Source organism: Ancylomarina sp. YFZ004 (assembly GCF_054254355.1).
In genome coordinates, this window is sequence record NZ_JBTCHQ010000010.1 from 1 (window position 1) to 21,694 (window position 21,694).

Here is a 21,694-nt window from a genome sequence, read left to right on the forward strand (position 1 = left end):
ACTGGCAAAATTCTTTTTTTTCTAGTCGAGCCATTGATGAGAATTGAACTCATGACCTCTTCCTTACCAAGGAAACGCTCTACCCCTGAGCTACAACGGCGTTGATATAAAAGAAGAAAAGAAAGCTTTTCAGCTTTCTTTTATCTCCTATAATTGGAGCCGGTGGCCGGATTCGAACCGACGACCTGCTGATTACAAATCAGCTGCTCTGACCAACTGAGCTACACTGGCAGGTGGATAAGCAAGCTACGTCGCATCGCTACAACTACTTACCCTTGCTGCCTTCCGACCCTGGGGGGGTTCACTAGGAGCTGATCGCATAGTTGCTTATCCGATGACAAAAGTAGAAAAAACTTGTTACGCTCCAAACGTTTTGACTAACTTCTTTTCCTATTTGTTCATGCTTTGCTCTCAAGCGTTTTATTTTCAGTGTTATAATTTTCAAAAAAAAATTATTTTTTTTTAGAACCCTTTGTTTATTTGCCCTCCCTAATGTGAAAGAATGTTTATTTCTCTCAAACTTTCAAGCAATATCTGTTAAAATGGATATCTTTGTTTTCCGTATAAAATAGGGTGAGCCATAAAAAGTGAGCCTTACGGGAAAATTTGAAAGATTATTATATTAATATGCAAGCACAATCAAACCCTTTACTACGCCATAGCTTCTTATTTGGAGCTCTTGTTGGTGGTATCTTAATTTTAACTTCTCTGATGTTTTATTTCCGAGGAGTACCTATTTCAGTTAATCCACAAATTACATCGATCAATTATTTTTTAATAATGACAGGGATTTATTTTGGATTAAGAATTTATCGTAACGATGTTCTAAATGGTATTATAAGTTACGGAAGAGCTTTAGGAGCTGGTGTTCTTATAATTGGTTTTGCTGGTGCATTTTATGCCCTTTATATGTATATATTGGTTAAGTATTTTGATGCTGCAATATTGCAGGAATTTATGGGAATAATGGAGAAAAGCTTTATCGAAGCTAAGTATAGCGATGATCAGGTTGAACTTTTAATGAGTTTTTATGAAAAGATAACACCTGGAGTCTTTGCCTTTGGGCAGTGGTTTAGTAAATTAGGTGCCGGATTCTTTTTTTCATTGATCTTGGCTTTTTTCTTTAGTCGAAACTATGGGACATTGAAGAATAACTCTAACGATAAAAATCAAGACTAAGCGATGGATATTTCAATAGTAATACCTCTATATAACGAAGATGAATCTTTGCCAGAATTGCTAGCTTGGATTGATCGCATCATGCAAGAACATAGCTTTTCATACGAAGCCATATTGGTTGACGATGGGAGTAAGGATACATCTTGGAAAGTTATTAATGAGCTTCAAAATATATATGCCTCGGTTCGTGGTATTAAATTTCGTCGTAATTATGGGAAATCAGCTGCTTTGTTTTGCGGTTTCGAAGCCGCTAAGGGCGATGTTGTAATTACTATGGATGCTGATCTTCAGGATTCTCCTGATGAAATTCCAGAATTGTATAGAATGGTGAAAGAGGATAATTACGATATTGTTTCGGGATGGAAACAGAAGCGTTACGATCCAATAACCAAAACCATTCCAAGTAAGTTTTTCAATAGAACAGCACGTGCTGTATCTGGTATTCGTTTGCACGATTTTAACTGTGGTTTGAAAGCCTATAATTGCAAAGTGGTTAAGAGTATTGAGGTTTATGGTGAAATGCATCGCTATATTCCAATTTTGGCAAAAGAGGCTGGCTTTACACGCATAGGAGAGAAAGTTGTACAGCATCAGGAACGAAAATATGGAGTTACAAAGTTTGGTTTAAGCCGATTTGTGAATGGTTTTCTCGATCTGCTTTCAATTTCATTTATGACTCGTTTTGGTAAGAAACCAATGCACTTTTTTGGCTTACTAGGATTCTTGATGTTTATTATAGGCTTTATGTCATCAGCCTGGATAGGTGTTCAGAAACTGATCAGTTTAAGTCAAGGTGTTAAGGCTGCTTTAGTTACTGATAGTCCCTATTTTTATATTGCTTTAACGACTATGGTTATTGGAACGCAAATGATTCTAACAGGCTTTGTTGCTGAATTAGTTAGTCGTAGCTCATCAGATCGTAACTTGTATCAAATAGATAAAGAGATCTAAGATATTGCTATGAATTGTGAGTTGCGAAAAAAATAATTAATTCAATTTTAATTGACAGCTTGAGATTGCTAACTGTTTATTGATTTATATGCTTAAAAGTTTAATAAGATTATTATTAAAAATATTCCCTCGTCCCGTTTTAATTAGAATAAGCTTGATTGTAAATAGAGTGATTGCTCTGTTTTATATGGGGAATAAGGTGGAATGCCCTGTCTGTGAACACAGCTTTCGCAAGTTTTTACCATATGGGTATACCAAACAAACAGGAAGAGACAATGCGCTTTGTCCACGTTGTTTGTCATTGGAGCGGCACAGATTAATGTATTTGTATCTGAATGAGAAGACTGATTTTTTCACCAAGGATTTAAAAGTGCTTCATATTGCACCAGAGCAATGCTTTTTCAAGCGTTTTAGAGCTTTGGAGAACTTGGATTATACAACAGGTGACCTTGAATCTCCCATTGCCGATGTGCATTTCGATGTTCAAGACATTCCTTTTTCAGATGAGACATACGATGTGGTGATTTGTAACCATGTGTTGGAGCATGTTGATAATGATATCAAAGCTATGTCTGAGATTTATCGAATTCTTAAGCCAGGAGGCTTTGCCATATTACAGGTTCCACAAGATTCAGATGCTGAAAAAACCTATGAAGATCCTACAATTACAGATCCATCAGAGAGGGAAAAGCATTTCTTACAGAAAGATCATGTTCGTTTGTATGGACTCGATTATGCTGAGCGTTTAAGTTCGGTTGGCTTTAAAGTGACAGCAGATACTTACTCAAATACTTTTCCCCTTGAAACAGCAAAACGATTTGGATTACCAATGAAAGAGATATTTTATTTCAATAAAAAGTAAATTACTAATAGACATATTTAAGAGCCATAAACATGCAGTTTAACTGCTTGTTTGTGGCTTTTTTTTTATCCAATTAATAATGGGTTGAGTTGTTAATCGAAAAGTATTTATCGAAAAACGATAAATAAATATTGTTTTGCGTGCTTTTATTGTTTAGGTTTGTTGAACCTAATCACTAAAACTCATCTAAAAATGAAAAGTATTTATTTCTTACGTTACCTTTTCTCCTTTGCATATTTTATGCTTATTGTAATTGCAGTAGGTATGGGAGTAGCCTATTTGTTGAATATCTTTTTTGGAATTGGAAATTTTCACCCATCATGGTTTTTTGGAGTTGGAGAAGCTACAACAAATTTGACTTATTCAATAGGAGGTGATGCTGTTGAGATCGCTAATGCCTCGGTTGATGTTGGTATAAGAAACCTTTCTTCTGAAAGTATATATATGAAGATATTCGGCTTTGTAAATTTTTCAATTTTAGTCATGTTAGCGATTTTTAATTTTAAATATCTCTCTAGTTTGTTTTATAATTTTAGCGAAGTTGATTCATGGGGAGGCTATTTTACTAGAGAAAACTATTTTTTCATCCGTAGAATCGCTTATCTAACCCTAGGAGTTACATTATACACTTTTTTAACAGATTCGTTATTTTCATGGGTGTTGATAAAAGATCTCACTGCTTTTGGAGAACCGTTTCAGGTGAATCCGTCTGTATCAGGATTTTCATCTCTTGTTACAGTACTCGTTTTGTTTGGAGCTGCCAGAATCTTTAAAGCAGCTATCGAAATGAAAGAAGAAGCAGAGCACACTATCTAAGCTACTATCAAAGAATTTAACCATACCAAAATGAAAAGCAATATTAAAATAATCAATTTGTTAAGAATCTTTTTTAAGATATTCTATTGGTCAACATTTTTTGCATTTGTAGGCTGGGGTTTAGCTTATTTTGTACACTTATTTGTTGATTTCAACGTTCCTGATATCCCATTTGCAGGAAATACTTATTTTAAAGCTGATGTGGCTTATGATTTAGCATTAGGAAGCCATTTTAATGAAGAGATTGAACTTGCAGTGAATTTAGGGAGGATACATTCCGATGATTTATTCTATCGTTTTATAACTTTATTGAACAGTGCAATCACAGGAGCTATCTTAATTCTAATATTTAGATATACTTATTATATTTTCAACGAGTTACATAAGCGTGAAAAGAATGGAACTTATTTTTCTTTTGAGGTGTATCGTTGGATAAGGAAGGTTGGTTTCCTAATGTTAGCTTTCCCAATTTACTTCTTTATTAATGGTGTTATCATTTCTTGGTTTCTTATGGATAATGTCGCAGTTATGGGGCAGGAGGTCCATTTTCAACCAGATTACACCTTGTTTACTCAGATTATAAGTGTGCTTGTCGTTTTTGTTTTTGCTGAGATTTATCGAGCTGGAATCGAGATGAAAGAAGAGTCGGAGTATATTATCTAATCTTTAAATCAAGAATTTTAATCATATCGAAATGAAAAATAATTATAAAATTATCAATCTTTTGAGAAGGCTATTTAAAGTTTTTTTGTGGCTCTCAATTGTAAATATTGTAGTTGTAGTCTACTTTGTAGGTGTTGGCTTTTTTTCTACTTCGGAAGAGATCGGTGATCATTCTAAAATTTCTGAGAAGACAGAGAATATATTGAAGGAGATATCCTCTATTGAAGTTGATACTAAAGTTGGATGGACCTATAAGTATTCCAGTAATCAAGTTTCATCATTTCATATTTCTCACTCATTAGAAGTATTGCTTTTAAGTATCTGTGTATTTTATATATTTCATTATTCACATAAGTTTTTTGTAGAACAACAGAAGGGTTTTAAAACAGGTCACTTATTCTTCAAGGATAATTATCTAAGAATAAAAAAAGTAGGTTTTTTATTACTTGCTATGCTTCTCTATTCTTGGTTTAGAGTGATTGTCTATTTTGTCTTAGATCTGAAAAATTATATTAGCAAGATGGATTCGTTTCAATTTAAGCTTGATTCATCAGACTTATCAGGCTTAATAGTGATTTTAGTCATCTTTGTTTTTGCTGAATTATACCGAGCTGGAATCGAGATGAAAGAAGAGTCAGAGTTCACTATTTAAGCTATAAGTCAAGAATCTTAATCATATCGAAATGAAAAATAATTTTAGAGTTATCAAATTTTTAAGGAAGCAGTTTATTTTTATTTACTACTTATTCATCTTCAATCTAATTTTTGGTGCTATACTTAATGTAATTGGAATGATATTCCCAACTTATACTATAGCAGAACTTTATAATATAAGATTTGATGGTGGGACTCATTTATTCTCTCCGAGCTCTTATGAATTGTTAGGATCAGGGGTTTTTAATGGAGATGCTCGTATTCGAATTTTATTAAACGGAATTGAATCTTCAGGATTTAATTATCGTTTGCTTTCATTTTTTGATAATACGATTTTCAGCCTCACTTTAGTTTTTCTGTTTAAAAATGCCAAAGGTTTATTTGATAATTTAGTTGAAGCATTAAAATCAGGAGATAATTTTAACAATGAAAATTATTTGAGGATTAAAAGAATCGGGTATTGGTTTGCTGGTTTTGTGCTTTATCGATTTGTAAATGGAATTTTATTTTCACATTTCTTGTTGAAAGATGTAACTGTACTTGGACAGAAACTTAAATTGCATCCTGACTATATTGAATATCCATTAGTTTTCTTTGTACTCGTTATCTTTGCATTCGCTGAAATCTACCGAGTAGCTGTTCATATTAAAGAAGAGTCGGATTACACTATTTAAAGAATCACATAAGTATATATTGAAATGAAGAATAATTTTAGAATTATCAATGCCTTAAGAAGGATCTTTTATGTCTTTTATTGGCTTGTGGTTGCAAATCTTGTTGTGGGCACTTTGATGAATATTATGGGTTTAATATTTCCTGATTTCCCGATGGGCGATTTGAGTCATTTCTATTTTATAAGTGAAGCGAAATTTTCGGCAGATATATCGTATAAATTGCTTGGAGGCGGAGTTTTTAATGGAGAATCTGAAGTTTTTATGCGTTTTACAGAGATTATGTCAGACAAATTTAGTTATCGACTGCTTAGCTTTGTAGATACAACACTCGTTATGGCGATACTTTTTTTCTTGTTTAAGAATGGACATGAATTGTTTGATAACCTTACAAATAGCTTTAAACTAGGGAATAGTTTTTCTCAGAAAAGTTATGAAAATATCCGTCAGATAGGCTTTAGTCTCCTAGTTTTATGGACTTATAAAATTCTGAACGGTATTTTATTTTCATGGTTTTTAGTGAAAGATTTGGTTGTACAGGGAGCCGAAATTAAATTTCATCCAGATTTATTGGAGTTCTCAAGCTTGATAGTTGTACTTGTTATCTTTGCATTTGCCGAAGTGTATCGTGCGGGGGTAGGGATGCAAGAAGAATCAGAACTCACTATTTAATACGAATAAGTTATGCCCATAATTACAAATTTAGATGTGATGCTTGCCAAGCGTAAGATGAGCTCCAAAGAACTGGCCGAACGTATTGGTATTACCATGGCCAATCTCTCCATATTAAAGTCGGGGAAGGCCAAGGCAGTCCGTTTTACAACTCTTGAAGCTATTTGCCTGGAATTGAATTGCCAGCCTGGAGATCTCTTCGAATTTCAAGCTCCAAAGTCAGATGATGAAACAGAATAGGATATATAATCTCATATAAAGTAAAGGCTCGAATCTATAGTGATTCGAGCCTTTACTTTTAAGCTTTTAATTGTTTATCTAGATAGGCGATGATCTCATCTTCCTGATCAGGATGAAACCATTGTATTTTTTCATCTCTACGGAACCAAGAAAGTTGTCGCTTTGCGTAGTGACGTGAATTGCGTTTAATAAGCTCTATGGCCTTGTCTAGGCTAATATGGCCTTTGAAATATTCGAATAATTCTTTGTAACCAACTGTGTTCATCGAGTTTAAATCAGAGAATTCAAAAAGAGATTTGGCTTCTTCTATTTGTCCTTCTTTTATCATGATATCCACACGCTGGTTTATTCTATCGTAAAGTTCAGCTCTATCTCTGTTCAAACCTATTTTAATGATATCGAAATCGCGTTTCCTGGTTTTATTCGTTCTAAGTGAGGAATAAGGCTTTCCCGACATGAGGCAAACTTCTACAGCATGAATCACACGCTTGGCATTTTGCAAATCGACTTGATCGTAGAAAACAGGATCGAGTTCTTTCAGTTCTGCCTGTAGAGCCTCGAGGCCATTCTTTTCATAGCGATCGCACACCTCTTTTCTCAATTCTGGAGAAATAGTAGGGATGAGGTCAATCCCATTGCAAACAGCATCGATATACATCATAGAGCCACCAACCATTAGCATTTGGTCTTTCTCTTCGAACTTATCGTTTAGAAGAGCCAGTGTTTTCTGTTCGCATTCCCAAGAGCTAAAATAGTCGTGAATGGAATGTGAGTGTATAAAGTGATGCTTTACGGCTTCTAGTTGTTCCTGTTCAGGTACAGCTGTTCCTATCCGCATTTCACGATACACCTGTCTGCTATCCGATGAGGTGATTTCAGTATCGAAATGACGGGCAATGCGTATGCTAAGATCGGTTTTTCCCACACCTGTAGGACCTAGTAGAACAATAAGTGTTTTAGCCATCGTGTTGTAAGCGTATTATAATTAAAGCTCCGTAGTGGAGCTTTAATTTTTATATTTAGATACGATTAATATTAAAGAATATCCTCGTAGTCGTCAAGACTTTCGAATTTTGGTCCCTCATCAGAATCGTCATCAAATTCATCCATGAAATCGAAATCCTTATCTTTTTTTGTTGCTGATTTTAAATCTACACCATCAAGATCTAGATCTCCCATGTCAAGGTTCATAACGATTTGTTCTGGTGCTTCACCTTCTGCTACACAAATTTTAGGAGCTTTAACTGCTACGCGTCTTCTTTCTACAGCTGTTAGTTCAATGTTGAAATAGCGATCAGAGAAAAAGTCGAACACATAGATTAGCTGATTGCTTTCTTTGTTGATGAATTCTCTCATCATAGAAACATCCATGGCAACAATATTAATGTTGTCATCATCTTCGCTGCTCATTTCGAAAAGTGCAATTTCCTTCCCTCTTTCTCCCATATCAGAAATTTGGAAAAATGAGGCCATTTGCGTGTTATCGTAAGCTAAAGCTTGTTGAATGGTATTGTGTAATTCTAGATATGTTTCTTCGTTATCCATTTCAATTTCCATTAGGAAATCGTCTTTCTCAGGAGAGGTGATTTTTAACTTGAATATATTCATGGTTTTATTTTTTTTTATAAAGGTAGAAAAGATATAGTTTTTACGAATTTAACTGACTTAAAAATGTCATTGTATCGACATTATCAGCATAATCGTTAAGCTCAGGTTCTTGTGCTTTGCCGAATGGAATGAAACTTTCTCCTTCTTGTCCAACAATGCATTGAATGTTCTCACTGTTCTCTTTGAGATGATTATTAACTTGCTCTAAGCTTCTATAGTGCTCGTAATGTAATACGGCAATAGGAGAAGAAATGGCAATATCTTCTTTCATCAATAAAAAGCCATTGTCGTAATGCTTAATGGCATTCATTAAAAATAGGGAACGTTGATAATCGTGATTGTTTGCGTATTTATTGTGATCTACTGATGCTGCATAATCTTGCCAAGCATCAAGTATTTTGGTGATATCGTAGTTTTCAGGAACGTAAAGTTTAGATACGTTTCTGCAACCCAATCCGAAATATAGAAAGACATCTAAGCCTAAGGTCTTAAGCTCCTCTTTGGTTTCATTACCTGTAATTAGGGCTACTGAATTTCTGTTTTTACGGATGATGTGTGGGTATTTGCTAAAATAGGCTTCAAAATAACGGGACGAGTTGTTACTCCCCGTTGCAATAATAGCATCAAAGTCCTGTTTACCATTAAGCCTTTCTTTTTTGAATGAAATAAGAGCCTTAAAATCTGAATTTATTTCAATTAATAGGCGGGTGATAAAATCGAGTAAACGGTTATCTTTCGATGATAGTTTTCCAATAAATTGATGCCCTGAACTAAGAACAGAAAGCATATCGTGAAAGCCAACCATGGGAATGTTGCCAGCCATAATAACGGCGACACGTTTGCTTGTGTTTTTATCAGCAACCTGGTATTGATTGAACCATTTCTCAAGTTTCATTTGATCTAAAAATGAACAGATTCCCTGAATAGAAGTTCTCACATGGGCAGGTGTGAACCAGGCATTCTCTATATGTGCATTCTCAATTAAATTGTTGAATTCATGATAGAACTGCTCATTTAAAGGATGACTGCTTTGGCTTACTTCAACAGTTTTAAATTGTTCAAGAAATTGTCCAAGACTTACAAATGCTTCTATGCGTTCTGATATGTTCATTTTTATATTTGAGTGATACTAGTAATGGTAGGTTTTATTCTTTGTGCAAAGATATTAAAGATTTTGGTATTCCCGAAAGTGAGTTTTATCGATTCGTTATCATGTCTAGATTAATTTGGGAATATAGTTGAAGAGTATTAACAATACTGAGATACTTGCTAGAAGGCGATTGGATTTGATCGTCCATTTCGACCTGAATTTAATATGTGTGACTATACTAATGATTAGAAAGATTAGAGGGAGTAGGGCAGGGTATGTTTGTATACTCTCCGATAAATTACCTTTCAAAAGTAGAATGAAGGCCGATTGTAAACCACAACCGGGGCATTCTATCTGATAATTCTGATAAAATTGACAAGATAAGCTGTTTGATTCCAACCAGTGGATTAGTTTGTGCCACATCTGTTTAAGATTCTATTAACACATTTTTACATATGAATGTTAAATATATACAAAAGGGGAGATTTTTTATTCAAGTTTTAAGAGAGAAATTCAAAATATCCTCCCTTAAGGATATAAAAAAAGCGCTGCAATTTCTTGCAGCGCTTTTGAGTATATTTTAATGATTATTTAATCATTGTCATCATCATTTTCACCAACTTTTGGCTGAAATTCCCACATGTCACTTAAGCCATTTTGTCCAGTCAAGCCAGTAACCATAAAACCTCTATTATCGATACTGAAACCAATAGCGTCTACACGTGAAATCACTTCGTTTTCTAATGAAGTTCTTTCTACCCAATCGTCTTTTGCTGCATTGTATTCCCAAACTTCTCTAGAATTACCACCTAGTCCAGTAGTAACATATCCTTTACCATCAATTACGAAAGATATGGCACTAGTTCTCTGAACGTTTTCAGCACTATTGTCCTTATCTATATCTCTCTTTTGTGTCCAAGTCTCATCTGTAGAATTAAATTCCCATACGTTATCAAGATTGTTTACTCCTGATATTAAATAGACTTTATCACCAATTATAAATGTAGTAGCATCTGTTGTTTTGCTACCTCCATAGCCTAAGCTCTCTGACCAAACACCATTTTGGAATTTATAAAAATCCTTAAGGTTATTCTGATCTTCACCATCAAGAACACCATAACCTGTTCCAACGTAAGCTACATTGTTAATAGCAAATGCTACAGCTCCCTGGCGAATACCTCCTGGAAATTGAGAACTTACCTCAGACCATCTATCAGCAACTGCTTTAGCAGGATCATACTCCCAAAAATCATTTAATCTATCACCATCTTCATCAACACCTGTACCAATATACCCTTTACCATCAACAGAAAAAGCTACGGCTTCTCTTCTTGGAGTTCCAGGGAAAATGCCGATTTCATTTCCATCAACTTTTTCTGTGATACTTGTCCAGTTGTCAATCGTTGTATTGTATTTGTAGAAACTTGAGAAATAATCTCCATTTGAATAGCCTAAACCAACATATACATCATCACCAATAGTAAAACTTACTGCTCCACCACGTCCAGATCCACTATATTCTGCGCTTTTACTCCAGTTTCCATCCAAGCCATTATCGCTACCACAGCTTGTGATAAAAAGAGATAATGCAAAAAATGCCAATAATAATCTTTGTTTCATGTGTTATGATTTTATCAATAATTAATACGATTATACGTTTGAAAATTTTGAAAGAAATAAACTGTGTTTTTTCTTATGACGACAAATATAAATAAAAATCAGTAGGATTGCTTTTTCTCTACATAAAAATACAGTGTCCTTTTGAAAAATTAACAATTAAAAATCTCAATTAGAAAATCTCGATATTTTATTTACATTTGTGCGTTATCCGATAATTTCTTATAAATCATCACATGATATTGTTTCATGATTATCCTTTATTTATATGATCAGTAATAAGCTTTTATTTAGAATGAGAAAAATAAAATCTATAGTATTTGTTTCTATACTAGTATTCCTTTCAAGTTGTAATTCTGATGTTTTTGAAGAACACGAAATAGGGAGTAATATTATTGATAAGTCTACAGAGGTCTTTTTAATAGATACATTCACTGTTAATAGTTCCACAGTGAAAATGGATTCTGTTATTACATCAAACCAAAGCAATGTTCTCGTGGGGAGATATGAAGATCCTTACTTTGGGAATATCAAATCGGATTTTTTCGGGGAAGTTGACTTGGGAACACCATTTACTCTTAGAACTATAAATAACGGCGTTCAGGTTCATGTTGAGTTTGATTCCTTAGTCTTTATAATGTATCATGAAGGTAGCACAATGGTTAATGGTCGAGTTAATGATCATTTTCATGGCGACACTCTAAAAGAACAAAGTATATCTATCCATAGGGTAACCGAAGATTTTGAATTTCCCGATAATATATATGCCTACAACGCAGATGATGTATTAGAGTTTGATGTAGATGCGATTGGTAGTTCTGTTTTTATTCCTAAAAGACATAAAAATAGTATTATTGATGTGGATAGAGATAATGATCCTTCAGCAGAAAAAGGAGGGCTTAGAATTAAAATGGATGATGCTTTAGGTATTGAGATAATTGATAGTGTTAATGTTTCTAGTGACGTCGTTATGGTAAAAACGGACTGGTTAGAATTTTTTAAAGGCATTGTCCTAAAAGCAGGTGATAATAATACAGCAATGTTTTCTTATCAAACAGGTGTTGGAATGAAGATGCGATTATATTATAGCGATTCGGAGTATTCTGAAGTAGGTATGGCAAAATTTCATGATTTTCCTATTAATAAAAAGGATGTTAATTTTACGAATTATTCATCGGATTTTAATTCAAATGAATTTATCCAAAAAGTAGGATTGATTCAAGAAGTAGAAGAAGATGTGGCTTCAACTGAAACAGATAACTTGTCTTTTATACAGGGTGGCACAGGTTTAATTACAAAAATACAAATTCCACATATTGAGAAATTAAATGAAATGGGACTTGCCGGGGGAATTCTTAAAGCTGAATTGGTTTTTAGTCCTCAGGAAAATAGTTACGATGAAGATTTTTATCCCCTACCTTTTTCTAGATTCCAACTTTATAGGACTGATAAGAAAAATAAATTTAATGGTGGTATTATTGATTCTAGAACCAATAACATAGTGACTTCAACTTACGTTGCTGATCTTAAATATCAAGATGAATCTTATTATACCTTTGATTTAACAGATTATGTGAATCAAATTCTATTGAATGGTCAAGAATATGATGATGCTTTACTAATATCTCTACCTCCAAGTATAATAGGTAACTCTATGGAGCGTTTGATTATTGATAATGATGTAAAATCAAAGACAAGGATTAAATTAAAGATAACTTACGTTGTTCAGAATTAATGTCGAATATTTTAATTACAATATATATGTGGAATATGAGAATGATTGCTAAGCCTTTTTATTCGATTAAAAAACTCTTGACTATCATAGGCTTTAGCTTGTTGTTTTTTACGACGACTGCATACGCTCAAAATAATACGAGTTCTCCCTATTCATACTATGGATTAGGTGAATTAAATCAGATTGGTAGTGGGAACAGTATTTCTATGGGGGGCACAAGCCTCGCATATCGAGATGGTGGTGTTTTGAATATTCAGAACCCAGCGGCTTTGGCTCATGTTGATAGTCTTAAGTTTATTTTTAATGTTGGTATGGCTGCCAAGTATACCAACTTAAATCAAGGCAGTAAAAGTGATTTTTTTAATGATTATAACTTAACCCGAATCGCTTTTGGATTTAAGGTTTCACCTAAATACGCAACTGCTTTTTCTGTTTCTCCGTACACGAGTTTAGGTTATGAAGTTACCAATAGAGAGAAGGTAGTTGGTTCTGAATCATATTTTAATCGTTCACTGAAAGGATCTGGAGGATTAAATCAATTAACTTGGTCTAATGGGGTGAAAGTGACTAAGAATCTTTCATTAGGAATTAACGCAACTTATTTATTTGGAAATAATACCAGAGATGAGATTATTACTATGGAGGCTGGTTCTTCATATGTCTATAAAAATAATTTGAAACTAATTTCTAAAGGAGCTTTCTTTAACCTTGGAGCACAGTATCAAATGGATCTAGGTAAGTATGACCTTAATATCGGTGCTAAATATCAACCCAAAATAGGTGTTCGTGCAAAACAAATTATTGAAGTTACGAACTTTAGTGGTGGTAGTGGTGAGGTTAGACATGAAGATACTGATAAAGGTTCGTTTGATGTTCCTGAAAGTTATGGTTTAGGTTTTGGTTTAAGCAAAGGTAAACAATTGTGGATTGGTGGTGACTATCTGCATGAAAAATGGAGTGATACTGAAGTGTTTAATAAAAACAATGCCTTGCGAGATCGTAATAAATTTAGTCTTGGTATGGAGTATAAAGCCAATGATGGGTATGCAAGAAAACTTTTGAAAAAAATGACTTACCGTTTAGGTGGGTTTTACGATACCGGATATATTACGGTTAAGGATGAAAAAATAAGTACAATGGGTGTTAGCTTAGGTTTTGGAATTCCTATGGCTAAAAACTCAGGAATGATAAATGTTGCACTTGAATTTGGAGTTTCAGGGACAACAAATAATAATTTGGTTCGTGAGGATTTTACAAGGATCACAGTTGATATTAATCTGTTTGAGCGTTGGTTTGTAAAACGAAAGTACCAATAGGAAATAATAATACTTAAGAATATTTACACCCGAAAGCCTCTGTTTTCGGGTGTTTTTTTTTGATGTTAAATCAATCGTTTTTAATAATAAAAAAATAATAGACCTCTTACTCCAATTTAGAGCTGATAAAGAATAATATTGACTAGTTTTGTTAGGATCTTAAACGATTCCATTGTTTAAGATCACATACTCAAACAACAACAACACATTTGATAATGCCGCTAAGCTATATATGCTTTATCGTATATAGTGTTCATATTCGATAAGAATAAGCTTGAGCTGGCTTAAAAGATTATAAAATGAAGATGATTTATAAACCTCAAGAATACAGAATCAAAGATGAAAGAATGAAACCTTTTATTGATGAATCTGAAATTTGGGAGATCTTAGATGCTGCAGAAGCTACAAAAGAAAATGTAAGAGCTGTTATTAAAAAATCATTGGCTAAAAACCGTTTAAGTATGGAGGAAACTGCCTTGCTATTGAAAACGGAAGATCCGGAATTAATTGAAGAAATTAAGGCTGGTGCACGAACGCTGAAAGAGAATGTTTATGGCGATAGAATAGTTATTTTTGCTCCGCTATATGTAGGCAATAAGTGTGTGAACAATTGCACCTATTGTGGATTCCGTGCTTCAAATAAAAAACAGAAACGAACAACGCTTAATGAAACTCAGCTTAGGTCTGAAGTGAAATCACTTGAAGATAATGGTCAGAAGCGTTTGATTCTAGTTTATGGAGAGCACCCTATGTATGATGCTGATTTTATAGCAGACTCAGTACGTACTGTTTATTCTGTGAAATCTGGACCAGGCGAAATTCGACGCGTAAATATTAATGCAGCTCCTTTAGATATTGAAGGTTTTAAAACGGTTAAAGCTTCAGCAATTGGAACCTATCAGATTTTTCAAGAAACCTATCATCGTGAAGCTTACGCAAAATATCACTTAAGTGGTCAGAAAAGTAATTTTGACTGGCGCTTGACGGGTTTAGATCGCGCTCAAGAAGCTTTGATTGATGATGTAGGTATTGGTGCCCTTTTTGGCTTATACGATTGGAAATACGAAGTTTTGGGGCTTCTTCGACATGTGAATCACTTTGAAGCTTGTTATAACGTAGGACCACATACTATTTCATTCCCAAGAATAAAAGCGGCATCCGATTCAACCATCGATCCTGATTATGAAGTTAGTGATGAAGATTTTATTCGTTTAGTTGCTATTCTTCGATTGGCGGTACCTTATACAGGTCTTATTCTTACCGCTCGTGAAACTAAAGAGCTGCGTGAAGAAGTTATTAAGTTGGGTGTGTCCCAGATTGATGCAGGAACTAATATTCAACTAGGAGGCTATTCTGAAGAAAATCATGAGGATCAACAACTAGATCATGAGCAATTTGAAATTGGCGATACAAGAAGTCTTGGTGAGGTGATTGATGAGTTACTTGATAAGCAATACTTACCTTCATTTTGTACGGCCTGTTATCGTAAAGGAAGAACAGGTGAACACTTCATGGAATTTTCAGTTCCTGGCTTTATAAAGCGGTTCTGTACTCAGAATGCTATACTAACTTTGGCTGAATACCTTGAGGATTATTCGACATCTGAGCAAAAAGTAAAAGGTTACAAGTTGATTGATGTTAAAATTGAAGAACTTAAAAAGAAAGATAGTCTGAAAGTCGCTCCATTATTAGAGCGATTAGATAAAGTGAAAAAAGGTGAGCGAGATCTATATTTCTAGATTTTAATCCATAATATATCATAGAAAAGCCCGATTTAAATCGGGCTTTTTTACGTCTAAGAAATAATATTTTAACTTATTGCTTTATCCATCTCTATAATGAAATTACTACCCTGACCAAGTTCGCTTTCACACCAAACTTTACCTTCCATAGCTTCAACGTATTTCTTTACAATGGAGAGTCCGAGTCCTGTTGAGCGTTCTCCTGCAGTCGGTTTGGCTGTCAGAACCTGAAATTTACCAAACATTATTTTTTGATCTTCAGGTGATATTCCGGGGCCTTCATCTTTTACCATAGTCTTAACTTTATCGCCATCTTCCCAAACTTTCACCCATATTTCCTTATGGGAAGGTGAAAATTTAATAGCGTTTGAAATTAAGTTTTCATAAACTTGAGTCATGTACTCGGGATCTGCATTTACATAGGTTTCTGCAGGGGCAAAATTTAGTTTAATATTCTTTCGTTCCAGCTTCTCTTTGAAGTTCTGATTGACGATATCAAGTAATTTAGAAAGGTTAATTTTTTCAATTCGTAAATTAGTGCTTTTTGATTCTATCATTTTTACATCAAGAATTCGAGTAATCATCATATTCATTCGATTTAGAGCATTGAGCATATAGTCTATGTTCTCTATATCTTCAGGATGATTACTAATCTTTATCTGCGATTTAAGATATTCAGCAATTGTAAGTGTTGAGGTTAATGGGTTCTTTAGATCGTGAGCAATAATGCCAATCAAGTGATTTTTTTCATTATTTAAATCTGTTAGCTCGGAATTCTTGTTAAGAATCTCTTCCTTCTGTAGGTTAATGTTGTTGTTTGCATTCTGTAACCATTTAGCTTGTAGTTCTATTTTCTGAAAGACTTGTGCATTTTCTATCGCAATACTAGTATACACAGCAATATTCTGTAGAAGGCTTAAATGATACTCTTTGAAGGCATTTCTAATGAAGCTTTGAACTGTGATAACACCAATGATTTTACCTCTTACTTTTAAAGGCAAATAAATAACTGATTTTGGGATGTGTGAATGACTGATTGCGATGACTTCTTTGATATATTTTGAAGCTTCTTTATCCAGATCATTAATGAAAATCTCAGTTTCATTATTATAGCAATATACTGCAAGTCTATTGGGATCATCTAATTTAAACCTGATGTTACTGATGTCGTTCCCATCTTCTTTAAATCTGGGGAAATAAAGATCTTTTTTATTTTTGTCGTAAATACCTATTCCAAAAATAGAAGCATCCATCAATTCTTTTATCGACTGATATGCAGAATCTATAATTCTTTCAAATGATAAGTTCGCTGTAATTATTTTACCAATATCATTTAGGTGAATCAGATTCATATATGACTTCTGAAGAAATTGCGATTGTTGTAGAATTTCTTCTTTTTGTTCCTCAAGCGCCTCTTTCTTTTTCTCAATTTCTGTTTTTTGAGATCTAATCTCTTTAGTCTTGTCAAAGACCATTATTTCAAGCACTTTTTGTTTGTTGCGAATATTTATTAGTCTGATTTTGATCGTTAAGAACACGACAATGGCTAGGAAAATCACAAGCAATGATAAGAACCACCAGGTTAACCACCAGGGTGGTAGAATAGTGAATGTGTATTCATATGGAGTAGGTGTCCATATTCCATCACTATTGGAAGCTTTAATCTTAAAGGTATAAGTTCCTGGAGGAATTCTTGAATATGTGGCTTCTGATTTGTTCGTGACAGGTGACCATTCTTTATCTAAACCTTCGAGTATCCACTTATATTTAACCTTTTCAGGAGATTTATAACTTAAGGCTTCAAAATTAAAGGTAAGGTGATGCATGTCATGAGTCAAATTCAAATCCTGTGGGATAGGGAACCATGGACTAATTGAACTAGATTTATTTTTGTATTTTTTATTGCTCCAATCTATTCTCTTGAAAAACAACAAAATATCGGTTAGCTGAATAATAGGAGGGGTGATGTTAATATTATCATTTTCAGGATTGAACACCATGGCTCCATTTACGGTTCCAAACCATAAGTTTTGATTCGCATCAATATAATTGCTTGCCCCATTATTTTCTATGCCAATAAAACCATCATACTTATCGTAGTTTCGTATTTTATCAATCTCACCCGATAAATCAAAAGAAATTCGATCAACACCATTTTGAGTTCCTGCCCAAATATTACCTTCCTGATCCCTAAGGATTGAATAGGTGATTTCAGAGCTTAAACCATCTTTTGTACCAATGTTTGTCCATCTCTGATCGTCCCAATAACAAAGGCCTCCATTGAAAGTTGCAGCCCAAATCCGGCCCAGTTGATCTTCGCAAGTTTGAATAACCCAATCATGGCTTAGCCCATTCGTTTTATCGTAATTTATTATATTTTCTCCATCAAGAACTGAAACACCTTGAATATGAGAAAGCCAAAGGCGATTCTTTGAATCAACAAACAAATTTGAGATAACACCAGTTGTTAATTCGTGGCTTTCATTGTTAATAAAACGTCTGTTGTTGTTATTATCAATAAAAACAATGCCGAGATTTACAACTGCAAACCAAATTCCATTTTTAGTAGCACACATATCTGAGATGATAGCTCTGGGATGGAAGCCATACTTTTCCGAAGCATTCTGAATTTTTCCATTCTGATATACTAATAAACCTTCTTGAGTGGCAATAAGGATCTTTCCATCTTCAAGCTCAAGCAAATCGTGAGCTCTGCTTAGGGCTGGATGGGTTTCTGAATTTAAAATTTGAACTTCTCCATTTTTATGACGGACAATTCCCTTTCCAGAAATACTAAACCAATGATAACCTTCTGAGTCTTGAAGAGTCGCTATAACAATATTGCCTCCAATAATATTAGTGAAATCGAGAGATAGAAACTTATTTGAACCATATTTAATTAGACCACTTCCACTTGTTGTAAGCCAAATGTCACCCTCTTTATCTTCAAGTACCTTGTCTATATAAGATGATATTAGTCCCTTGCTTTGATCCATGATTACAGCACTTTTGCCTGAAAGGACAGCCACACCAACGTCTCTAATGCAGAGCCAAAGTCTTTCCTGAGAATCAAGATTAATATTGGTGATTTTTTGAGGATCTATAGAAGTTGGGAGATCAATTTTTGTGAACTGATCGTTTTCGGTTTTATATATATTGAAACCAAATCCAGGCTTTAAAATTCGATACCAACATGCTTTGTTAGAATCAAAAAAAGAAGGGAAAATGATCTGATCTTTGAAAAGCGGTTCATCGTTTAAGTTCGATCTAGCTAGCTCATCGTCTTTATATTCATATAAAGTATTTTGAGTTGTGATTAGAATTTTTCCTGTTGGATCGTTTAGGATTGAAAAAACCTTGTTGTCTTTGCTAAGTTCTGGATATAATTTGCTTGCATTATAAAAGTGACCATTTTCAAGATAAACTAAAATACTTTGATTATCCTTAAATCCCAAAGCCCATATTTTACCATCATTAGCTTCTTGAATATTCGTGTATCTGGCAATAGGCAAGCTATCATTTTCATTGTAGTTAATGAAACTAATTCCATCAAATAAACTAATGCCAACACTCGTTCCAATCCAAATATTTTCTTTTTTATCTTGATGCAGAGATTGAATATTATTGTCAGCCAATCCATGTTTATTATTGTAAGTGAAGAATTCTCGGCCATTGAAACGGGCAAGGCCTCCTCCACTTGTTCCTAACCATAAGTTTCCTTTTTTGTCTTGAATTATTGACGAAACCTCAGATTGTGGTAAGCCTTCTTCCAAAGAATAATTAGTGAAACTATAATGCTGTGCATAGCTAGATACAGTGAGCAGGAATAGGCTTAGACTTAGTAATATTTTAGAGAATAGCTTGTTCATCTTATAAATGCTTTTCCTTTGGCATAAAAAGAATGCCAATTATAGCTTATGGTTAAATTAACTTTTTGAATCTCCATAAGTTAATAGGGAAATTTATTGATTCTTTTATCTCTAGTTAAGTTGAGATAAGCTTTTTTTTAAAGCAGTAAAAGGTACAAATTTTTTTAAGCATTTAAAAATTATACATTTGTTCTCAAGAAACTGAAATAATTAAAGAAGTTGATGTTTTGTATTGAACTTAAGTTGTTGAAAATTGTATGGTTACAGACCATTAAGAATTGAATAAATACTTGACTTCCTAGATTGAAAAACTATAAGCTAAAAAATGATGACTACTAAATTGATTACAAGAGCTGTTTTTGTCGGCTTGACTCTGTCCTTTTTTGCTTGTCAGCCAAAACTTTCACTTGAAAAGGCTGAAGCGAAAATGTCAGAAAATCAGATGAAAGAATATATTCAAGTATTGGCATCAGATGAATTTCAAGGTCGAAAACCATTCTCAGAGGGAGAGGTTAAAACGATTGACTATATCTCAAATGTTTATTCTGATTTGGAATTGACTCCTGCAGTTGAGAATAGTTATCTGCAAGAAGTTCCTTTGGTTGAAGTGGCTGTAGGGGTTGATATGCCAATGAATTTGAATACGAATGGGAAAGAGGAAAATATCTCTTATAAAGATGAGTTTGTTATTTTTTCACATCGTTTAGAAGATCGCATTGAAGTGAAAGATTCCGAACTTGTTTTCGCAGGTTATGGAATTGTTGCCCCAGAATATGGATGGAATGATTACGAGAATTTAGATGTAAAAGGAAAAACGGTTCTAGTCTTGGTTAATGATCCTGGACTTGACTCTGGCGATGATAAGTTATTTAAAGGTAATGAGATGACCTATTACGGTCGTTGGAGTTATAAATTTGAGGAGGCTGCAAGACAAGGAGCAGCGGCTTTATTGATTATTCATGATACAAAAGGAGCAGGTTATCCTTGGTCCGTCGTTTTGAATTCAGCATTGGTTCCAAAACTGTATCAGCAATCAAAAAATAAATATGCTGACAGAGCTGCAATGGAGGGATGGTTGACTCATGATATTGCGGCAGATATTTTTATTGGAAATAAATTGAACTTGGAAGAGGCCATTTTAGATGCTAAGAAGAAAGGTTTTAAAGGCTTTGCTTTGGATACAAAGATGAGCATGACTATTCGTAATTCTTATCGTGAAGATAAAACCAACAATGTGATTGGCATGATAAAAGGAAGCGACTTATCAGATGAATGCATTGTGTATTCTGCACATTGGGATCATTTGGGAATTGGTCGTAAAATGAATGGTGATAGTATATATAATGGTGCAGTTGATAATGGGACTTCACTAGCTTGGATGTTCGAAATTGCGCGTGCCTTTAAAGCGATGCCTACACCTCGACGTTCAATCGTCTTTCTTGCACCTTCGGCTGAAGAGTCAGGCTTGAATGGTTCTGCATACTACGTCAGTCATCCTGTGTTTCCACTGAATAAAACAGTGGCGAATATCAACAATGATTTGATGTTGCCTTATGGTAGAATGAAAGATTTAATGGTAACAGGTTTTGGTCAATCTGAGCTTGATGATTATGCGTCTGAGGCGGCCAAAGAGCAAGGTCGTTATATTCTTCCAGATCCAAATCCTCATACAGGCATGTATTATAGAGCCGATCATTTTAGCTTCGCTAAGGCTGGCGTACCAGCTTTATTTGCTAGAGGGAATAGCGATCATATTGAAAAGGGAAAAGACTATATGTCTAAAAAGGAAAAGGATTGGTTAGCCAATAATTATCACAAACCTTTTGATGAGTATCAAGACTGGTGGGATTTATCAGGAGTAAAAGAGGATGCTCAATTGATGTTTAGAATCGGATGGAAACTAGCCAACCAAGATACTTTCCCAAAATGGAAAGCGGGATCTGAATTTAAAGCTGTTCGTGAAAAGCAAATGGCAAATTAATAAGGTAAGATATAAGAATAAAAAAGCG

19 protein-coding genes, 2 tRNA genes and 1 other RNA gene are annotated in these 21,694 nt (G+C 34.2%); 13 read left to right on the forward strand and 9 right to left on the reverse strand.

Translation table 11 applies throughout. From position 1 onward, the window contains the following. Positions 1-28: 28 nt before the first annotated feature. The 3 genes from ACXR6G_RS14950 to ffs all read right to left on the reverse strand — a co-directional run bounded on the left by ACXR6G_RS14950 (position 29) and on the right by ffs (position 332). Positions 29-100: transfer RNA gene (locus ACXR6G_RS14950), tRNA-Thr, on the reverse strand. A gap of 54 nt (positions 101-154) precedes the next feature. After that, positions 155-231 (reverse strand) — tRNA-Thr (locus tag ACXR6G_RS14955). A gap of 2 nt (positions 232-233) precedes the next feature. Further along, positions 234-332: signal recognition particle sRNA small type (gene ffs / locus ACXR6G_RS14960), an RNA gene on the reverse strand. A 295-nt stretch (positions 333-627) separates the two neighbouring features. Here ffs and ACXR6G_RS14965 point away from each other — a divergent pair. From ACXR6G_RS14965 to ACXR6G_RS15005, 9 genes are all read left to right on the forward strand, one after another. Continuing rightward, the gene (locus tag ACXR6G_RS14965; protein ID WP_458362246.1) at positions 628-1,179 is read left to right on the forward strand and encodes a DUF4199 domain-containing protein; all 552 of its coding nucleotides are present in this window, start codon (positions 628-630) and stop codon (positions 1,177-1,179) included. A gap of 3 nt (positions 1,180-1,182) precedes the next feature. Beyond that, on the forward strand, positions 1,183-2,130 hold the full coding sequence (locus tag ACXR6G_RS14970) for a glycosyltransferase family 2 protein (RefSeq protein WP_458362247.1): 948 nt from the start codon (positions 1,183-1,185) through the stop codon (positions 2,128-2,130). Positions 2,131-2,218: 88 nt separating this feature from the next. Next, the gene (locus ACXR6G_RS14975; protein ID WP_458362248.1) at positions 2,219-2,992 is read left to right on the forward strand and encodes a methyltransferase domain-containing protein; all 774 of its coding nucleotides are present in this window, start codon (positions 2,219-2,221) and stop codon (positions 2,990-2,992) included. A gap of 192 nt (positions 2,993-3,184) precedes the next feature. Then, complete coding sequence (locus tag ACXR6G_RS14980) at positions 3,185-3,808, forward strand: hypothetical protein (RefSeq protein ID WP_458362249.1); 624 nt, start codon at positions 3,185-3,187, stop codon at positions 3,806-3,808. Between the two features lie 30 nt (positions 3,809-3,838). Further along, complete coding sequence (locus ACXR6G_RS14985) at positions 3,839-4,471, forward strand: DUF2975 domain-containing protein (protein WP_458362250.1); 633 nt, start codon at positions 3,839-3,841, stop codon at positions 4,469-4,471. Positions 4,472-4,502: 31 nt separating this feature from the next. Beyond that, positions 4,503-5,123 (forward strand): DUF2975 domain-containing protein, encoded by a 621-nt coding sequence (locus ACXR6G_RS14990; protein WP_458362251.1) that lies wholly within the window; start codon positions 4,503-4,505, stop codon positions 5,121-5,123. Between the two features lie 31 nt (positions 5,124-5,154). Continuing rightward, the gene (locus ACXR6G_RS14995) at positions 5,155-5,799 is read left to right on the forward strand and encodes a hypothetical protein (protein WP_458362252.1); all 645 of its coding nucleotides are present in this window, start codon (positions 5,155-5,157) and stop codon (positions 5,797-5,799) included. Positions 5,800-5,823: 24 nt separating this feature from the next. Beyond that, the gene (locus tag ACXR6G_RS15000) at positions 5,824-6,468 is read left to right on the forward strand and encodes a DUF2975 domain-containing protein (protein ID WP_458362253.1); all 645 of its coding nucleotides are present in this window, start codon (positions 5,824-5,826) and stop codon (positions 6,466-6,468) included. Positions 6,469-6,480: 12 nt separating this feature from the next. After that, positions 6,481-6,708, forward strand: coding sequence for a helix-turn-helix domain-containing protein (locus ACXR6G_RS15005; RefSeq protein ID WP_458362254.1), 228 nt, complete (start codon positions 6,481-6,483; stop codon positions 6,706-6,708). Between the two features lie 58 nt (positions 6,709-6,766). Here ACXR6G_RS15005 and miaA read toward each other — a convergent pair whose 3' ends face one another. From miaA to ACXR6G_RS15030, 5 genes are all read right to left on the reverse strand, one after another. Further along, positions 6,767-7,672 (reverse strand): tRNA (adenosine(37)-N6)-dimethylallyltransferase MiaA, encoded by a 906-nt coding sequence (miaA, locus tag ACXR6G_RS15010; protein WP_458362255.1) that lies wholly within the window; start codon positions 7,670-7,672, stop codon positions 6,767-6,769. Positions 7,673-7,743: 71 nt separating this feature from the next. Beyond that, entirely contained in the window at positions 7,744-8,316 is a 573-nt protein-coding gene (locus tag ACXR6G_RS15015; protein ID WP_458362256.1) for an IS1096 element passenger TnpR family protein, read from the reverse strand. Positions 8,317-8,356: 40 nt separating this feature from the next. Then, positions 8,357-9,427, reverse strand: coding sequence for an acyl-CoA reductase (locus ACXR6G_RS15020; RefSeq protein WP_458362257.1), 1,071 nt, complete (start codon positions 9,425-9,427; stop codon positions 8,357-8,359). Positions 9,428-9,532: 105 nt separating this feature from the next. Beyond that, entirely contained in the window at positions 9,533-9,829 is a 297-nt protein-coding gene (locus ACXR6G_RS15025) for a DUF2752 domain-containing protein (protein ID WP_458362258.1), read from the reverse strand. A 168-nt stretch (positions 9,830-9,997) separates the two neighbouring features. Then, the gene (locus ACXR6G_RS15030) at positions 9,998-11,026 is read right to left on the reverse strand and encodes a Kelch repeat-containing protein (RefSeq protein WP_458362259.1); all 1,029 of its coding nucleotides are present in this window, start codon (positions 11,024-11,026) and stop codon (positions 9,998-10,000) included. A 292-nt stretch (positions 11,027-11,318) separates the two neighbouring features. On the opposite strand from ACXR6G_RS15030, the gene ACXR6G_RS15035 reads away from it, so the two are divergent. The 3 genes from ACXR6G_RS15035 (at position 11,319) to hydG (ending at position 15,813) form a co-directional block, all read left to right on the forward strand. Beyond that, on the forward strand, positions 11,319-12,758 hold the full coding sequence (locus ACXR6G_RS15035; RefSeq protein ID WP_458362260.1) for a DUF4270 family protein: 1,440 nt from the start codon (positions 11,319-11,321) through the stop codon (positions 12,756-12,758). A 26-nt stretch (positions 12,759-12,784) separates the two neighbouring features. Continuing rightward, positions 12,785-14,074: an OmpP1/FadL family transporter gene (locus ACXR6G_RS15040; RefSeq protein ID WP_458362261.1), complete on the forward strand. Its 1,290-nt coding sequence runs from the start codon at positions 12,785-12,787 to the stop codon at positions 14,072-14,074. A 299-nt stretch (positions 14,075-14,373) separates the two neighbouring features. Then, on the forward strand, positions 14,374-15,813 hold the full coding sequence (gene hydG, locus ACXR6G_RS15045) for a [FeFe] hydrogenase H-cluster radical SAM maturase HydG (protein WP_458362262.1): 1,440 nt from the start codon (positions 14,374-14,376) through the stop codon (positions 15,811-15,813). Positions 15,814-15,884: 71 nt separating this feature from the next. On the opposite strand, the gene ACXR6G_RS15050 is transcribed toward hydG, so the two are convergent. After that, the gene (locus ACXR6G_RS15050; RefSeq protein WP_458362263.1) at positions 15,885-19,685 is read right to left on the reverse strand and encodes a sensor histidine kinase; all 3,801 of its coding nucleotides are present in this window, start codon (positions 19,683-19,685) and stop codon (positions 15,885-15,887) included. A gap of 325 nt (positions 19,686-20,010) precedes the next feature. Between ACXR6G_RS15050 and ACXR6G_RS15055 the strand changes: the two genes are divergently transcribed. Continuing rightward, complete coding sequence (locus ACXR6G_RS15055) at positions 20,011-21,666, forward strand: M28 family metallopeptidase (RefSeq protein ID WP_458362264.1); 1,656 nt, start codon at positions 20,011-20,013, stop codon at positions 21,664-21,666. Positions 21,667-21,694: the final 28 nt, after the last annotated feature.

Coding starts and splice junctions, on each gene's coding strand:
- ACXR6G_RS15000 (WP_458362253.1), top strand. CDS start 5,824: ATGAAGAATAATTTTAGAATTATCAATGCCTTAAGAAGGATCTTTTAT.
- ACXR6G_RS14995 (WP_458362252.1), top strand. CDS start 5,155: ATGAAAAATAATTTTAGAGTTATCAAATTTTTAAGGAAGCAGTTTATT.
- ACXR6G_RS14985 (WP_458362250.1), top strand. CDS start 3,839: ATGAAAAGCAATATTAAAATAATCAATTTGTTAAGAATCTTTTTTAAG.
- ACXR6G_RS14965 (WP_458362246.1), top strand. CDS start 628: ATGCAAGCACAATCAAACCCTTTACTACGCCATAGCTTCTTATTTGGA.
- ACXR6G_RS15020 (WP_458362257.1), bottom strand. CDS start 9,427: ATGAACATATCAGAACGCATAGAAGCATTTGTAAGTCTTGGACAATTT.
- hydG (WP_458362262.1), top strand. CDS start 14,374: ATGAAGATGATTTATAAACCTCAAGAATACAGAATCAAAGATGAAAGA.
- ACXR6G_RS15050 (WP_458362263.1), bottom strand. CDS start 19,685: ATGAACAAGCTATTCTCTAAAATATTACTAAGTCTAAGCCTATTCCTG.
- ACXR6G_RS15005 (WP_458362254.1), top strand. CDS start 6,481: ATGCCCATAATTACAAATTTAGATGTGATGCTTGCCAAGCGTAAGATG.
- ACXR6G_RS14970 (WP_458362247.1), top strand. CDS start 1,183: ATGGATATTTCAATAGTAATACCTCTATATAACGAAGATGAATCTTTG.
- ACXR6G_RS14990 (WP_458362251.1), top strand. CDS start 4,503: ATGAAAAATAATTATAAAATTATCAATCTTTTGAGAAGGCTATTTAAA.
- ACXR6G_RS15030 (WP_458362259.1), bottom strand. CDS start 11,026: ATGAAACAAAGATTATTATTGGCATTTTTTGCATTATCTCTTTTTATC.
- ACXR6G_RS15025 (WP_458362258.1), bottom strand. CDS start 9,829: ATGTGGCACAAACTAATCCACTGGTTGGAATCAAACAGCTTATCTTGT.
- ACXR6G_RS15040 (WP_458362261.1), top strand. CDS start 12,785: ATGTGGAATATGAGAATGATTGCTAAGCCTTTTTATTCGATTAAAAAA.
- ACXR6G_RS14975 (WP_458362248.1), top strand. CDS start 2,219: ATGCTTAAAAGTTTAATAAGATTATTATTAAAAATATTCCCTCGTCCC.
- ACXR6G_RS15055 (WP_458362264.1), top strand. CDS start 20,011: ATGATGACTACTAAATTGATTACAAGAGCTGTTTTTGTCGGCTTGACT.
- miaA (WP_458362255.1), bottom strand. CDS start 7,672: ATGGCTAAAACACTTATTGTTCTACTAGGTCCTACAGGTGTGGGAAAA.
- ACXR6G_RS15015 (WP_458362256.1), bottom strand. CDS start 8,316: ATGAATATATTCAAGTTAAAAATCACCTCTCCTGAGAAAGACGATTTC.
- ACXR6G_RS14980 (WP_458362249.1), top strand. CDS start 3,185: ATGAAAAGTATTTATTTCTTACGTTACCTTTTCTCCTTTGCATATTTT.
- ACXR6G_RS15035 (WP_458362260.1), top strand. CDS start 11,319: ATGAGAAAAATAAAATCTATAGTATTTGTTTCTATACTAGTATTCCTT.